General features: G+C 68.9%; 11 protein-coding genes. 6 read left to right on the top strand and 5 right to left on the bottom strand.

Annotated elements, in window-relative coordinates; translation table 11 throughout:
• Positions 1 to 110: 110 nt before the first annotated feature.
• Both ON33_RS15610 and ON33_RS15605 read right to left on the bottom strand, forming a co-directional pair.
• On the bottom strand, positions 111 to 674 hold the full coding sequence (locus tag ON33_RS15610; protein ID WP_040859522.1) for a WKL family lipoprotein: 564 nt from the start codon (positions 672 to 674) through the stop codon (positions 111 to 113).
• Positions 675 to 711: 37 nt separating this feature from the next.
• Positions 712 to 1,101 (bottom strand): DUF4189 domain-containing protein, encoded by a 390-nt coding sequence (locus ON33_RS15605; RefSeq protein WP_040859520.1) that lies wholly within the window; start codon positions 1,099 to 1,101, stop codon positions 712 to 714.
• 263 nt (positions 1,102 to 1,364) lie between these two features.
• Here ON33_RS15605 and ON33_RS15600 point away from each other — a divergent pair, with 263 nt between their 5' ends.
• From ON33_RS15600 to ON33_RS15590, 3 genes are all read left to right on the top strand, one after another.
• Positions 1,365 to 1,982 carry a TIGR03085 family metal-binding protein gene (locus ON33_RS15600; protein ID WP_040859518.1) on the top strand — a complete coding sequence of 206 codons (618 nt, stop codon included), beginning with the start codon at positions 1,365 to 1,367 and terminating at the stop codon, positions 1,980 to 1,982.
• Positions 1,983 to 2,118: 136 nt separating this feature from the next.
• Positions 2,119 to 4,971: an AfsR/SARP family transcriptional regulator gene (locus tag ON33_RS15595; protein WP_083868989.1), complete on the top strand. Its 2,853-nt coding sequence runs from the start codon at positions 2,119 to 2,121 to the stop codon at positions 4,969 to 4,971.
• 152 nt (positions 4,972 to 5,123) lie between these two features.
• Complete coding sequence (locus ON33_RS15590; RefSeq protein ID WP_051152263.1) at positions 5,124 to 7,724, top strand: DNA translocase FtsK; 2,601 nt, start codon at positions 5,124 to 5,126, stop codon at positions 7,722 to 7,724.
• A gap of 4 nt (positions 7,725 to 7,728) precedes the next feature.
• Here ON33_RS15590 and ON33_RS15585 read toward each other — a convergent pair whose 3' ends face one another.
• Positions 7,729 to 8,937 (bottom strand): ABC transporter permease, encoded by a 1,209-nt coding sequence (locus ON33_RS15585; protein ID WP_051152262.1) that lies wholly within the window; start codon positions 8,935 to 8,937, stop codon positions 7,729 to 7,731.
• Complete coding sequence (locus ON33_RS15580) at positions 8,934 to 9,812, bottom strand: ABC transporter ATP-binding protein (RefSeq protein WP_040859516.1); 879 nt, start codon at positions 9,810 to 9,812, stop codon at positions 8,934 to 8,936. The genes ON33_RS15585 and ON33_RS15580 overlap by 4 nt, the downstream gene beginning before the upstream one ends.
• Positions 9,813 to 10,191: 379 nt before the next feature.
• On the opposite strand from ON33_RS15580, the gene ON33_RS15575 reads away from it, so the two are divergent.
• The 3 genes from ON33_RS15575 (at position 10,192) to ON33_RS15565 (ending at position 13,288) form a co-directional block, all read left to right on the top strand.
• Positions 10,192 to 11,403 (top strand): alpha/beta fold hydrolase, encoded by a 1,212-nt coding sequence (locus tag ON33_RS15575; RefSeq protein WP_051152261.1) that lies wholly within the window; start codon positions 10,192 to 10,194, stop codon positions 11,401 to 11,403.
• Between the two features lie 76 nt (positions 11,404 to 11,479).
• Positions 11,480 to 12,709, top strand: a complete 1,230-nt coding sequence (locus tag ON33_RS15570) for an acyl-CoA dehydrogenase family protein (RefSeq protein WP_040859514.1) — start codon at positions 11,480 to 11,482, stop codon at positions 12,707 to 12,709.
• Between the two features lie 153 nt (positions 12,710 to 12,862).
• Positions 12,863 to 13,288 (top strand): hypothetical protein, encoded by a 426-nt coding sequence (locus ON33_RS15565; RefSeq protein ID WP_040859512.1) that lies wholly within the window; start codon positions 12,863 to 12,865, stop codon positions 13,286 to 13,288.
• A 52-nt stretch (positions 13,289 to 13,340) separates the two neighbouring features.
• Here the strand turns inward: ON33_RS15565 and ON33_RS15560 are convergent, their stop codons facing one another.
• Positions 13,341 to 14,519 (bottom strand): DUF6236 family protein, encoded by a 1,179-nt coding sequence (locus ON33_RS15560; RefSeq protein ID WP_040859509.1) that lies wholly within the window; start codon positions 14,517 to 14,519, stop codon positions 13,341 to 13,343.
• Between the last annotated feature and the right edge of the window lie 143 nt (positions 14,520 to 14,662).

Raw genomic sequence — 14,662 nt, 5'->3', positions numbered from 1 at the left:
GGCGTTCTCGACGCACGACCGCCCCGGCAGCATCTGCTGCCGGGGCGGGACTCCCCTCCGCTGGGGGCGGCACTGCGCCTGGGGCGGGAACTACAAGGGCTTCGGTTTCTCTACTTGTCCTGGCAGGCGGCCGAGTCGAGCTTGGCGGCCTTGACGATGCTGCAGGCGTAGTTGTGGTCGATCTTCCAGTCGTTGCCGTCGGCGACGAAGGAGACCGTGGCGTTCTGGACCGGCTTGCCGTCGATGGTGACGTCGGCGTCGGCCTTGAGCTTGCCGTTCGCCGGGTCGCCGACGTTGGTGATCTTGATGGTGACGTTGTTGGCCTTGGCGGCGTCGACCAGCTTCTGGGCCAGCTGCGGGTCGAGCGCGGCGTCCTCGATCCAGCCCGTCTTGGTCTTGGAGTCGATGGACGGGTCGAAGGCCTTGCTGACCTTGTCGTTCAGGTCCTGCACGCTCGGCTTGGGCAGATCCGCGACCGTGGTGGGGGCGGGCGCCTGGCCGGTGATCTTGCCGTCGCCCTCGGTGCTGCCGTCGAACTTGCCGGCCGGGGCGGAGGTCGCGGAGGTGGTGGACGCGGCCTTGGTGCTGTCATCGGACTTGCTGCAGGCCACCAGGCCGAAGGCCGAGGTGGCCAGCATCAGCGCGGCGGTCGCGCGAAAGATGGTGTGCTTCAACGAAATTCTCCCCGTGTGTTGGACTGTCGCAACCGGTTTACAGCTCGTAGCCGGTGGTGCAGTTCCAGTGAATGATGTTGGCGTCGCCGGAGTTCCGGCCCAGCGCCTGGCTCTTGGCCGCGCTGCGCGAGGACGCCGCACCGAAGGTGTAGTAGCCGTCACGCGACGAGTAGGCGATCGCGCCGCAGCCGTTGGCGAAGCGCGCCACGATGTGGCAGTCGGCCTGGGGGCACGAGGCCATGGCGCCGTTCTGCGCCGAGGGGCTGTCGGAATAGTCGTACGAGTAGCCGATGTGACCGGTGGACGGCGACAGCGCGATGGCGCCGTAGTAGTAGTCCTGGTAGGCGTTGGCCGGAGCAGCGGTTCCGGCCAGCAGCGAGCCGGCGGCCGCGACCATCACGGCTGCGCCACTGACGATCTTCTTCAAAGTGTTGCCCTTCTTTGAGCTTTCGGATCCACGACCCGATGGACCGAGGGATCAAGCTACCGATACGGAAACGTTGACGCCAACCCGGATCTGTGTTTTGTGCGGCGGCCCCGAGCGGTGCGCCGCATCCGCCTGTGTGGTCACAACCGGACGCCGTGACCATGAGCAACTGCTGTGTTTGTAGAGGACCGGGTGGCTTCCTCGAGCCCGGCGCGCGCCCTCGCCCCGTGCGGATTCGGACATCCCCGACTAAGGTTCCCCTTATGACTTTGGCTCAACGGGAGCGCCGGGCGCTGGTTCGGGCGATGGCGGAGGCTGGTCCGGACGCACCCACGCTGTGCGGGGAATGGACGACCCGAGACCTGGCCGCGCACCTGGTCGTCCGCGAACGCCGCCCTGACGCCGCCCCCGGCATCCTCCTGAAGCCATTCGCTCCCTATCTGGACCGCGTGCAGCGCAAGGTCACCCAGCGCCCGTTCGCCGATCTGCTCGATCAGGTGCGCAACGGCCCACCGCTGCTGCTGCGCCCGGTCGACTCGCTGATCAACACCACCGAGATGTTCGTCCACCATGAGGACGTCCGCCGCGCCGCGCCCGGCTGGGAGCCGCGCACCCTCTCCGCCGCCGACGAGAACCAGCTCTGGAAGGTGCTGACGGGCCTGTCGCGCATGGCATATCGCAAATCGCCGGTTACGGTCGCGCTCTCCACGCCCGACGGCCGCCGGACCGTCGCTCACCAGGCCGGTGACCGCACCGTGGTGCTGGCCGGGCCGCCGTCCGAGCTGCTGCTGCATGCCTTCGGCCGCAATACCGTCCGGCTCGAGGAGACCGGCGCCCCGGAGGACGTGGCGCTGGTGCACGCGCTCGACCGCAGCGTCTGACCCACCCGCGGGCAGCGGCGCGGAGTGGCGACGCGCACAGCGGTCATGAAACGATCACGCGTCGGGCGGTAGCTTGCGCACTCGGCAAGTGGCTCATGTGTGAAGCGGTGGCCCGTGTGTGATGAGGCGGTAGGCAATGTCTTGGCGACTGGCGGTTCTCGGACCGGTCGAGTTGACGGCCGCGGGCGTGCCGATCCCGCCCATGCCACCCAAACAGCAGGCGGCGCTGGCCATGCTGGCGTGCGCGCGCGGGCGCACGGTATCGGTCGACGAACTGGTGGACGGCATCTGGGGCGCCGAACGGCCGAGTTCGGCGGTGGGCGCGCTCCGGAATTACGCGTGGGCGCTGCGGAAGCACCTGGCGGCGCAGGACACGGTGCTGCTGTCGTCGGAATCGCGCGGCTATCGGCTGGACGGGCCGCTGGAGCTGGATGTCGACCGGATCGATCGGCTGCGGGGCGAAGCGGCCGAGGCACGCGCCGCCGGCTGCCCGGACATCGCCGACGCCGCGCTGCGAGCCGCACTGGACGCTTGGCGCGGTGATCCGCTGACCGGCGTACCCGGGCCATGGGCCGCTGCCGAGCGCGCGCGGCTGCGGCGGCTGCGTCGCGTCCTCGAAGAGGACCTCATCGAGCTCACCGTGCAGCGCGGCGACTTCTCGCACGCCATGGCCGAATTGGCGGCGCTCATCAGCGGCGATCCGCACAGTGAGCGACTGCGCGGGCTGATGATGACCGCGCTCTACCGGGCGGGCCGCCGCACCGAGGCGCTCGAGGAGTATCAGCGCATTCGCCGGCTGCTGGTGGCCGAGCAGGGTATCGAACCGGGTCCGGCCCTCGCGGAACTGCACCGCCAGATTCTGTCCGACGAGCTGCCCGCCGTGGCCCCGGCGACCGCGCCGATCACCGTCGTCGCGCCGCGGCCGGCCCAATTGCCGCCCGACACAGCCGATTTCACCGGTCGACAGGAGCTGGTACGGGAGCTGTGCGCTGTGCTCGGCGCCACGCGCCCGATCGTTGCCATCTCGGGCATGGGCGGCGTCGGCAAGACGGCGCTGGCTCTGCATGTGGCACACCGGATCCGGGATCTGTATCCGGATGGCCAGCTGTATGTCGACCTGTTCGGCGCGGGCGCGGCGCCCGCCGAACCCGAGCATGTGCTGGGCGCGTTCCTGCGCGCACTGGGGGTGGCGCAGAAGGAGATTCCGGTCGGCGTCGCCGAGCGGGCCGCGCTGTTCCGATCCGCCGTCAGCGGGCGTCGCCTGCTGGTGGTGCTCGACAATGCCTGCGACGCAACGCAGGTCGCGCCGCTGCTGCCGGGAGAGTCCGGCTGCGCGGTGCTGGTGACGGCGCGCCGCCCGCTCACCGCGCTGCCGGGCGTGCGGTCCGCGGCTCTGACGGTGCTCGAAACCGAGGAGGCCGTCACCCTTTTCACCCGTATCGTCGGGGCCGCGCGGGTGGCGGCCGAGCCCGAGGCGGCCCGCCGCATCGTGGCGCTGTGCGGTCTGTTGCCCATGGCGGTGCGGATCGTGGCGGCGCGGGTGGCGGCGCGGCCGCAGTGGACGGTGGTCTCCGAGGCCGACCGGCTCGCCGCCGAACGTCATGACCTGGATCGCTTCCGGGCCGGGGACCTGGCGTTGACGGCCGCCTTCCGCGCGGGCTACGAACAGTTGCCCCCGGAGGCGGCGCGCGCCTTCCGGCTGCTGGCCGTCGCGGATCTGCCCGAACTGTCGCTGGCCGCCACCGCCGCGGTGCTCGACACCATCGAGCCGGCTGCCGAGGACCTGTGCGAGGAGCTGGTGGACCGCGGCATGCTGGAATCCGTCGGCCGGGGCCGCTACCACTATCACGACCTCATGCGCCTGTTCGCGCTCGGCCGCCCGGATCGCGAGCGGGAACCCGATGTCACGGCCCGACTGCTCGACTATTACCTGGCCACCATGAAAACGGTGCTGCGCGTGCGTCATCCGGGCCTGCGGTTGCGTCTCGCACCCACCGGGCACCCCGGCACCCGCCTCGGTGATCTGGACTCGACGCGCGATTTCCTCACCATCGAGCGCCGCAATCTGGCCGCGGTCTACCGGCTGGCGGTCGCGGGGACGCCCCGGCATCGGGTGCTGGCGGCGGATCTGGCGCTGACCGTCGCCGAGACCGGGCTGGCCTGCGACGCGACCGTCGACCTGGCCAAGGTGCTCGAGGAACTGGTGCAAGCGCTCACTTGCGACGGTGCCATGGTTGCCGCTCGCCGTGCCCGGCTGGCCCTGGTGTTCGCGCTGGCCTCGGAATTGGACGAGCCGCGCGGCGCGGCCGTCCATGTGGGCAGTCTGCTCGCCGGCGACGATCCCGAGCTCGATCCCTGGGTCTCCGGCGCGACCCAGGGCTTCGCCGGGGTGCTCGCCCTGCACGACGGTGACCCGGCGCGGGCCACAACGCATTTCGCGACCGCCCTCACGCACTACCGTCGCGCCGAGAGCTCCGAGTGCGTCCGCGTCGCGTATTCGCTGCTGGCCCGCGCTTATTCGGCGGCCGGCCGCAACCGCGACTCCCTGGCCGCCGCGGCCCGGGCGGTGGTCGGCGATACCGAGTCCGGGGTGCGCCGCAATGTGGTGTGGGGTCTGACCGAGGCCGCCTGGATCCTCAGCAGTGAGGGCGACCCCGACCGCGGCGCCCGGCTCTTCGACGCCGCCCTGGTCACCGCCCGCCGTTTCGGCAACACCCGATTCGAATCGGTGATCCACGCCCGGGCCGCCAGCGCCGACCTGGCCGCGGGCCGGTTCGCCCAGGCCGCCGAGCACGCCGAACGCGCCGAGGCCACCCGGATTTCGGCCGGCAGCGCCGCCCACACCCACAACCTGCTGGTCCGCTACACGGCCCTGCGCTGCCTGGGCCGCACCCTCGACGCCGCCGAGTGCTACCGCACGGCCACCACCCATATCCCCGACTTCGACGCCGCTCTCGCGGCCTGGACCGCCCTCCCGGCGGCCCGCTGACCCAAGTCCCGCCCGCGGTTTCCGGACCGCTTCGAGGTGCATGATCGCGCCGTCGGCGCGGGTTTTTCGTTGTGAGCGCCACAGTTTCTGATTCGGGTGGGCCGGGTGTTGCGGATGGTCCGGGTGGTGCTGTTGCGGCTAGCCTGGGACGCATGGCAGGTAAGGCCCGCACCGGAACGTCACGTTCGCGAGCGGGGGCTACGCGGGGGCAGACTCCGGCACAGGCCCGCGCTCGCAGCCCGCGCACCCCCGCGAAGGGGCGCGGGGGAGCGGGACGGAGGGCGCCGGCGCGGCGGCCCGCTCCACGGCGCGGGTCGAATACCGCACCGCTGGCGGTGGTCCGGCGGGGTGTCACCAACGGCTGGACCATGATGGCGCGGGGGCTGGGCGCGACGACCCGGACGGTGAGCCGGGCGGGGGAGATCGAGCACGGCCACCGGCGTGACGGAATCGCGCTCGGGCTGGTGGCCTTCGCCTTCGTGATCGCGGCGGCCGTGTGGATGTCGGCGGGCGGCCCGATCGGGCGCTGCGTGGATACCGTGGTGCGCGCGGTGGCCGGATCCGCGTCGGCCGCATTGCCGTTCGTGGCGGTGGCCATCGCGGTGATTCTCATGCGGACCGAGCCGCAGCCGGAGATCCGGCCCCGCCTGGTGCTGGGCGGTCTGCTGGCCGGGCTGCCGGTGCTGGGCCTGTGGCATCTGGCCGCGGGTTCGCCGTCCGATGCGCACGGTCGCGCGCACGCCGCCGGATTCGTCGGCTACGTGGTGGGTGGTCCTTTGGGGGAGGGGCTGAGCCCCTTCCTGGCGGTGCCGCTGCTCATGCTGGCCATCGGATTCGGGCTGCTGCTGCTCACCGGCACCCAGGCGCGGGATGTGCCCGCCCGGCTGCGGGAGATCTTCGGCACCGGCGCGGGCGGCGACGAATACGAGAGCTACTCCGAGGAACGCGGCCTCTACGACCCGGACACCTATGACGCGGACGGGTTCCCGATGCATCGTCCCGAGGTGCGCAAGCGCCGCGGCCGCACCCCGTCGGAGAACTACCCGGCCGACGAGTTCGCGGGTTCGGACGCGGTCACCGAGGCCATCGGCGAGCCGCCGCTGCAGGACGCCAAGGATATCGCGGCGCCGGAGGAGAAGCCGAAGCCCAAGCCGCGCAAGGCCGCTCCGAAGGTCATCGACCAGACCCCGCCGCCGCCGGAGCCGCAGCAGCTGGAGTTCGTCACCGACCGCGAGGTGGACGGCGATTACACGCTGCCGTCGCTGTCGCTGCTCACCGACGGCGATCCGCCGAAGAAGCGCAGTGCGGCCAACGAATCCATGATCGAGGCCATCACCGAGGTCCTGGTGCAGTTCAAGATCGACGCCGCGGTCACCGGTTTCGTGCGCGGCCCGACGGTCACCCGCTACGAGGTGGAGCTGGGTCCGGGCGTGAAGGTCGAGAAGATCACCGCCCTGGCTCGCAATATCGCTTACGCGGTGGCGACCGAGAATGTCCGTCTGCTGGCCCCGATTCCGGGCAAGTCGGCGGTCGGCATCGAAGTGCCGAACGCGGACCGCGAACTGGTGCGCCTGGCCGACGTGCTGAAGGCCTCCAGCACCCGCAACGATCACCATCCACTGGTGATCGGTCTGGGCAAGAACATCGAGGGTGAGTTCGTGGCGGCCAATCTGGCCAAGATGCCGCATCTGCTGGTGGCCGGTTCGACCGGTTCGGGTAAGTCCAGCTTCGTCAACTCCATGCTGGTCTCGTTGCTGTGCCGGGCCACCCCCGATGAGGTTCGCATGATCCTCATCGACCCCAAGATGGTGGAATTGACTCCCTACGAGGGCATTCCGCACCTGATCACCCCCATCATCACCCAGCCCAAGAAGGCCGCGGCGGCGCTGGCCTGGCTGGTGGAGGAGATGGAGCAGCGGTATCAGGACATGCAGGCCAGCAAGGTCCGCCATATCGACGACTTCAACCGGAAGGTGAAGTCCGGTCAGATCACCGCGCCGCTGGGCAGCGAAAGGGTTTACCGCCCTTACCCGTACATCCTGGCCATCGTGGACGAGCTCGCCGACCTCATGATGACCGCGCCGCGCGACGTCGAGGACGCCATCGTCCGGATCACCCAGAAGGCCCGTGCCGCGGGCATTCACCTGGTGCTGGCCACCCAGCGCCCGTCGGTGGACGTGGTCACCGGCCTGATCAAGACGAATGTCCCGTCCCGCCTGGCCTTCGCGACCTCCTCGCTGACCGACTCGCGCGTCATCCTGGACCAGCCGGGCGCGGAGAAGCTCATCGGTATGGGTGACGGCCTGTTCCTGCCCATGGGCGCGAGCAAACCGACCCGTCTGCAGGGCGCGTTCATCTCCGACGAGGAGATCGCCGGCGTCGTCGACTTCGCGAAAACCCAAGCCGAACCGGATTATCAGGAAGGCGTCACCGCAGGGAAGCCCGGCGAGAAGAAGGACGTCGACCCCGATATCGGCGATGACCTGGACCTGCTGCTACAGGCCATCGAATTGGTCGTCACCTCCCAGTTCGGTTCCACCTCCATGCTGCAACGCAAACTCCGCGTCGGCTTCGCCAAGGCCGGTCGTCTCATGGATCTGATGGAAACCCGTGGCGTCGTGGGCCCGTCGGAAGGCTCGAAGGCCCGCGACGTCCTCATCAAGCCCGACGAACTCGACGGCCTGCTCTGGACCATCCGAGGCGGTGGCGGCGAACCGCCCGCCTCGGATGATGCGGAGCCCGAGGACTTTTAGCCGCTCAGTCCTCCAGAGCGAGGGCCTGGCGGAGGGTGAGCCGGCCCTGGGTCTGCAGCAGGGAGCGGCGGTAGATGCGTTCGGCGAGGACGACCGTGGCGTAGGCGGCGCCGGCCATGAGGCACAGGGCGAGGACGGGTTCCCACCAGGCGACGGTGCCCGCGGCCAGTCGGCTGGGCATCGCGACTACCGAGACCAGGGGGACGAAGGATGCGATGCGGAGGGCGGCGCCGGACAGGAAGATTCCGGTGAACAGGATCATCATCACGAGCATGGTCAGGGGTGTCGAGGTGGATTGCAGGTCCTCGGGGCGGGTGGCCAGGGCGCCCGCCACCGCCCACAGACTGGCCAGGGCCAGGAAGCCGACGATGAAGAAGACGATGAACCAGCCTGCCGCGCCGGCGATCTGGGTCACCTGATCGCCCTTGCCGATGGCGACCAGGCCGATCAATCCCGCGCCGACGAACAGGGTGAGCTGGGCCAAGGCCATGGCCGCATTGCCGGCCACCTTGCCGATCAGCAACTGGCGCAGCGGGATCGCGCTGGCGAGGATCTCTACGATGCGATTCTGCTTCTCCTCGACCACGCTCTGCGCGATGGCCAGGCCGAACAGGATCGAGGACAGGTAGAACAGGAACGCGAACACGAAACCGGCGGCTTTGGCCAGGCCGGGGTCGATCGCATCCGGTTCGAGCAGGGTCTCGGTGACGGCGCCGCCCCGTACGAGCTGCTGTGTCGAGATTCCGGCGGCCGCGGCATTGTGCTGCACCGCGAGTTGCTGTGCGGCGGAGGAGATGTACGTACCGGCCTTCTCGTTCTTCGAGGTCTTGCCGATCAGCCGCCACCCGCCGGGCTGATCCGGCACCAGGCCCACACCGTCGGTTCCCGCCCGCACCCGCTCCTCGACTGTCGCCGCATCGGGCGCCTCGTGCGCCACGAAGTCGACCTTGGCGTCGGCGGCGTGCGCCAGTTTCCCGGCCAGGTCCACCACGTCGCTCGTGTCCGGCCCGGCGACCGCGATATCGATGGTTTCCGTACGCCCGCTGAGGAATCCGCTGATGGCCAGCGAGGCGATGATCGCGATGATGGTCACGCCGGTGGAGACCAGGAAGTTGCGGTCGCGCAGCTTCACCGAGATTTCCCGCCGCGCCACCAGACGCCACAGGCCGGGGGGAATCGAATCGCCGCTCGTGTCAGCGGTTTTCGTGCTCATGCCACGGCCTCTCGGTAGATGTCGGACACGGTGGATCGCACTTCGGCCAGTTCACGCACCGATCCGCGGGCCAGTGCCGCGCTGAGCAATTCGTCGGTGGTGGCGTCTTTCAGTTCCAGGACGGCGGTCGGGCCTTCGATGTCGATCACCGCGACGCCCGGGAACTCGCGCAACCACTGCGCGTCGCCGTCCAGTGTCAGCCGATACCGGGTGGTCCCGGTCTCGGTCAGTTCCGCGGCCGACCCCTGCGCGACCACCCGGCCGCCGGCCAGGATGATCAGCCGGTCGCACAGCCGCTCCACCAGATCCAGCTGATGCGACGAGAAGAGAATCGGAACCCCCTGCGCCGCATACTCGCTCAGCAGTGCCGCCATGGAGTCCACGGCCATCGGGTCCAGCCCCGAGAACGGTTCGTCGAGAATCAGCGCCGTCGGTTCGGCGATGACCGCCGCGGCGATCTGCACCCGCTGCTGGTTGCCCAGTGACAGCGACTCCAGCTTGTCCTTGCCGCGCTCGCCGAGTTCGAATCGATCGAGCAGCGCGGTGGCCCGCGTCTTCGCCGCGCTCGCGCTCGCGCCGCGCAACCGCGCCAGATAGACGAGCTGATCCAGCACCGGCTGTTTGGGGTACAGCCCGCGTTCCTCGGGCATGTACCCGAACCGCCGCCGGTCCGCCGCGGTCACGGCCCGCCCGTCCCAGCGCACCTCCCCGCCGTGAATACCCAAGACCCCCATGATCATTCGCATGGTGGTGGTCTTCCCCGCGCCATTGCCGCCGACGAAGCCCGTCAGCGCCCCGCCGGGCACGGTGAACGACACCCCGTCCACCGCGACCTCGTCTCCGAACCTGCGTAGCAGCTGCGCCACGTCGAGCATCGAACCTCCCCGTTCCCTCCGGCGAACCCAACCCATCTTGCCGGAAGACGCGGGAGGCCCTCGGTCGCAGCGATTCCAGCAGTCCCTCCCCGCGTGCTTTCTTCAGCCCGCGGCGGGCCAGGAATCCATTGGCGAGCAGTAGCAGCGTCTTGTTCGGCGGTGCCACGAAACCAGATCGGGCGTGCGCCCCGTACGCCTCCGGCTCGCCCATAGCGCCCAGATCCGGCCACACACGATCCGATGCACCGCCACGGTCACCAGCACCCGATCGGTGTGGGTTGTGACCCGCCCGGAATCGCGGAATCACCGTGCCGGACATGATGGTTTGCCGCGGGCTAAGGTGGCGGCGGAATCGGTCGCGCCTTGGGGAGGGGCAGTGATGGGTGGAGTGTTCTCGTCGGGGTGGTTGCGGGCTGCCGCTGTGGTGGTGTGCGGGGTGATGGCCGGTGTGGTCGCGCCGGTGGCGGATGCTGATTCGGGGGGTGAATTGCGTTGGGGGGCTTGTCCGGTCGAGGCCAAGGCGGGCGAGGCCGAGTGTGCGAGTTTGTCGGTGCCGTTGGATTACGCGGTGCCGGATGGGCGGCGGATCGACATTACGGTGAGCCGGATTCCGGCCGGTGATTCGGTGCACAAGCGCGGGACGTTGTTCGCGGGGCAGGGTGGGCCGGGGATGGATGCTCTCGGGTTCTGGGGGTCACGAAATGTGACGGTGCCCGAGTTGCATCGGGAGTTCGATGAGATTGCGGTGCAGCCGCGGGGGTTGCGGTGGGCGACCCCGTTGCGGTGTAAGACGACCACGGCGGTGATCATCCCGGTGGCCGATCGGTTCGCGTGTGAGAGTGCTGATCCCGGTTATCCGCGCACTATCACTACCGAGACCCTGGCGCGGGACCTGGACCAGGCGCGGCAGGCGCTCGGTGTCGATCGGATCGATTTGTATGGCGGCTCGTACGGGACGTTCCTGGGTGCCGCGTACGCGACTCTGTTCGGCCCACATGTCGATCGCATGGTGCTCGACGGGAATGTGAATCCGCAGTGGGATTGGCGGGAGCAGTTCGCCCGGGGCTGGCAGGCGCGGGAGGCGGGGTTCACCGAGCTGTTCGATTGGATCGCGGCCAACGATGCCGGCTACGGGTTGGGTGGTACCCGCAATGCTGTTGCCGCCGAATGGGTTCGGCAGGTCGATGCGCAGGGCGGCGGTTGGCTGGCCCGGCTCGATCCGGCGCTCGGCGGGGCGGGCGGTGCGCTCACCACGCCGGGGCAGACGCCCAGTGCGGACGAGGTGTCGGGGCGGATCGCGAATCTGGTGCAGACCGTGCGGCATCCGAGTGGCACGACCAGCCCGGCCTATGCCGCCGCCTCGGCCGCGGTGTACTCGCGCAACCTGTGGCCGGACCTGGCCGAGGGGATGCGCCGGTACCGCGCCGACCCCCAGCGCACCGAGTTCCTCACCTACCTGACCAGGCGCACCGCCCTGGATCCGACCGGGCAGTGGATGTATGACGCGATCACCTGCAACGAGGACTCCGGCACCCCGGATCCGGCCGCCGCCATCACCGCCCCCAACCCGCCCACGGAAGTTCCGGGCTGAGCTCCGCCACGCCCGAAGTAGAACGTGTTCTATATTCGGGGTAACCCTTTCCGGCGAGCCCTCGGGAGTTCACTACATGTACCAGTGGTCCGACGAAGACCTGATGTTCCGCGACGCCCTGCGCGCGTTCATCGACAAGGAGATCGAACCCAACGTCGAGCAGCTGGAAAGTGGTGCGCTGCCGCCCTTCGACACCATCCGCAAGCTGTACGCGACCTTCGGCCTGGACGAGCTCGCCAAGGAGGGCCTGGAGAAGGCCTTCGCCCGGGAGGAGGGCAGCGCGGGGAACAAGCCGGCCAAGTCCGGTGGCGGGTTGAGCGGATCGGGCAGCATGGGCGTGATCCTCAACAGCGAGCTGGCCGGCGTCAGCCTCGGCCTGGTGGCCTCGATGGGCGTGAGCCTCGGTCTCACCGTCGGCACCATTCGCAGCCGCGGCACCCTCGCGCAGAAGAAGCGCTGGCTGCCGGAGCTGGTCACCTTCGAGAAGGTCGGCGCCTGGGCCATCACCGAACCCGATTCGGGCTCCGACGCTTTCGGCGGCATGAAGTCCTACGTCCGCCGCGACGGCGAGGACTACATCCTCAATGGCCAGAAGACCTTCATCACCAATGGCCCCTACGCCGATGTCACCGTCGTCTACGCCAAGCTGGACGAGGGCGACGACACCGATCGCCGTGACCGCAAGGTGCTGACCTTCGTGCTCGACAAGGGCATGCCCGGCTTCACCCAGAGCAAGCCGTTCAAGAAGATGGGCATGAACTCCTCGCCCACCGGCGAACTGTTCTTCGACAATGTCCGCATCACCCCCGACCGTCTGCTCGGCGAAACCGAGAATCCGGCCAAGGGTGATGGAAAGGACAGTGCCAAGGAGTCTTTCGCCGCCGAGCGCATCGGCATCGCCTCGCTGGCCCTCGGCATCATCAACGAATGCCACCGGCTCAGCGTCGATTACGCGAAGTCCCGCAAGTTGTGGGGCAAGGAGATCGCTCAGTTCCAGCTCATCCAGCTGAAGCTGGCCGAGATGGAGATCGCGCGAATCAATGTGCAGAACATGGTGTTCAACGCCATCGAGCGCACCGCGGCCGGTGAGAAGGTCTCCCTCGCCGAGGCCTCGGCCATGAAGCTGTACTCCTCGCGCGCGGCCACCGAGGTCGCCATGGAAGCCGTGCAGCTCTTCGGCGGCAACGGCTACATGGCCGAATACAAGGTCGAGCAGCTCGCGCGTGACGCCAAGTCGCTCATGATCTACGCGGGCAGCAATGAAATTCAGGTCACCCACATCGCCAAGGGCCTGCTCGCCCGCTAGGCGGGTCCGGTCCGCGCGGAACGTCCTCGGCCCGCGCGGGTCCGCCCTCCTGTGCGGTACCGCGAGTTAGGGCAATCCGGCCCGAGCGAGACAGTGAAGCATTATTGTTTCTCATCGCTCACCCTGTCGTGAGCGATATGTGAGGAGCACACCATGAAGAATTCCCGCCGGGCCGGAATCGGCGCGACGGCGATCGGCGCCGCGGCGGCCGTCGCCGCCCTGACCGCCCCCAACGCGAGCGCGCTGGTCACCGGAATCACCGTCAGCGGCAGCCAGGTCTGCGTGAACCAGGCCACCACCGTCACCGTCGACGTCACCGCCACCTCGTTCCTGTTCGACGTCTCGCTGAGCGACAACGACACCCAGGTCGGCAATTCCAAGGTCTCCAACAGCCAGGCCACCTTCAGCTGGACGCCCACCACCACCGGGTCTCACACCCTCAAGGCGACCCAGGAGGTGGTCAGCACCAAGACCACCACCGTGAACGTCGTCGACTGCACCCCGACCGGTGGCGGCGGCACCGGCTCCTCGGCCTCCAACCCCCTCGCGGGACTGCTCAGCAGCCTCTCGGCCCACTGAGTCGACGTAGGGGAGCTAGGCGAAAGCCGCTGCGAGCCAGCGGCTTTCCATCTCACCTCGGGGCTCGCCGACGCATCCGATCGATCAGCGTCCGGCCCGAGAATTCCCGGTCGACGGCCAGCAGATACGACACCGGCGACTCGCGATGCGCCCTCCGCCGCGTCTTCCGGCGATCGGCCACATACGAACCGACCCCCACCGCGACACTGCCTGCCACCACCGCCGGGTGTCCCGCCGCCATCCCGAAGGTCGCGCCCGCTCCGAGCAGCGTGCCCGCCGCCGCCTCACTGATATCCACCTTCAGCCCGAGCAGCCCGATGCTCGATTCGACGCCCAGTGCTCGCAGCGCCCGTTGCAACTCGTCGAGCTGCGGCTTGGTGGTGGCGTTGTAGACACTCTGCAGATGCTTCTCCGCGCTGACCGGATCCTCGATGGCCGCGATCGCGCCCAGTTCGCCCGACAGCGACGCCACATGGGCCCGGAAAGCCGCCAGCTCGCCGCGATAGCGCTCCCGGAACGCGATCAGGGATGCCAGGGACACCGCGGGCAGCTGGTCGGGCCGGATGGACGCCTCCACGGCGAGATGGACGTACGCCCCCTCGACGTCACCGATCGCCGGGACGGCCACCTCCTCGTCGAGCAGCAGTTCGTACAGCCGGTCGAGGGTGCCGACCGCGCTGTGCGCGTCGAGATCGTCGGTTGCCGGGGCGAGGGCCCGATGCTGCGACACCACATCGGCCAGCGCGGTCAGATAGATGCGGGCCAGCGCCGGATGCAGGCCGACGTAGACGGCGTCGTCCTCGTCCACGATGACCGCCAGATCGGCCGCCTCGAACGAACTCAGCAGGGTGCGCGCCATTTTCGGCCCGCTCTGCCCGGCGTGCACCCACACCAGGCCCGGAAAATCGCGGCGCGGCCCCGAGATGGCGTGCCGATCGCCGGTCGCCTCCTCGGTGGCCTGCCGCCAGGCGTACCGCTTGCTCAGATCGTCGCCGCCCAGATCCACGATCTCCCGGAAGACGTTCGCGATGGCGACGAGCTCCCGGCCGGTGGGCTCCACTCCGAACAGGAAATCCGTCTCCGACTGCAACTGCAGCACCAGGTCGGAGTCCACGTCCATGGTGAGCCGAGGCTGAATCCGCCCCACCGAGTCCCAGGTCAGAATCGCCAGCTTGAGCCAATTCTCATTCCGGAAACGCATCCAGGGGTAGTACAGGGCGATCGTCGACACGCCTCACAGCATGCCACGCCGCCTTGATCAGAATCGCAATACTGTTGCGGCAGTGTCGCTTCGGATGCCTGATCCGATATGTGTGTTCGCAGGGAACATGATTCGCGATGCGGGATCGAATTTCTTGGATATGCCAATCGGAT

Source organism: Nocardia niigatensis NBRC 100131 (assembly GCF_000308655.1).
GTDB lineage: Bacteria > Actinomycetota > Actinomycetes > Mycobacteriales > Mycobacteriaceae > Nocardia > Nocardia niigatensis.
This window is presented reverse-complemented; position numbering and strand designations above follow the sequence as displayed.

Excerpts from the sequence above, each read along its gene's own strand:
- ON33_RS15600 (WP_040859518.1), top strand. The coding sequence starts at position 1,365 with ATGACTTTGGCTCAACGGGAGCGCCGGGCGCTGGTTCGGGCGATGGCG.
- ON33_RS15595 (WP_083868989.1), top strand. The coding sequence starts at position 2,119 with ATGTCTTGGCGACTGGCGGTTCTCGGACCGGTCGAGTTGACGGCCGCG.
- ON33_RS15590 (WP_051152263.1), top strand. The coding sequence starts at position 5,124 with ATGGCAGGTAAGGCCCGCACCGGAACGTCACGTTCGCGAGCGGGGGCT.
- ON33_RS15585 (WP_051152262.1), bottom strand. The coding sequence starts at position 8,937 with ATGAGCACGAAAACCGCTGACACGAGCGGCGATTCGATTCCCCCCGGC.
- ON33_RS15580 (WP_040859516.1), bottom strand. The coding sequence starts at position 9,812 with ATGCTCGACGTGGCGCAGCTGCTACGCAGGTTCGGAGACGAGGTCGCG.
- ON33_RS15575 (WP_051152261.1), top strand. The coding sequence starts at position 10,192 with ATGGGTGGAGTGTTCTCGTCGGGGTGGTTGCGGGCTGCCGCTGTGGTG.
- ON33_RS15570 (WP_040859514.1), top strand. The coding sequence starts at position 11,480 with ATGTACCAGTGGTCCGACGAAGACCTGATGTTCCGCGACGCCCTGCGC.
- ON33_RS15565 (WP_040859512.1), top strand. The coding sequence starts at position 12,863 with ATGAAGAATTCCCGCCGGGCCGGAATCGGCGCGACGGCGATCGGCGCC.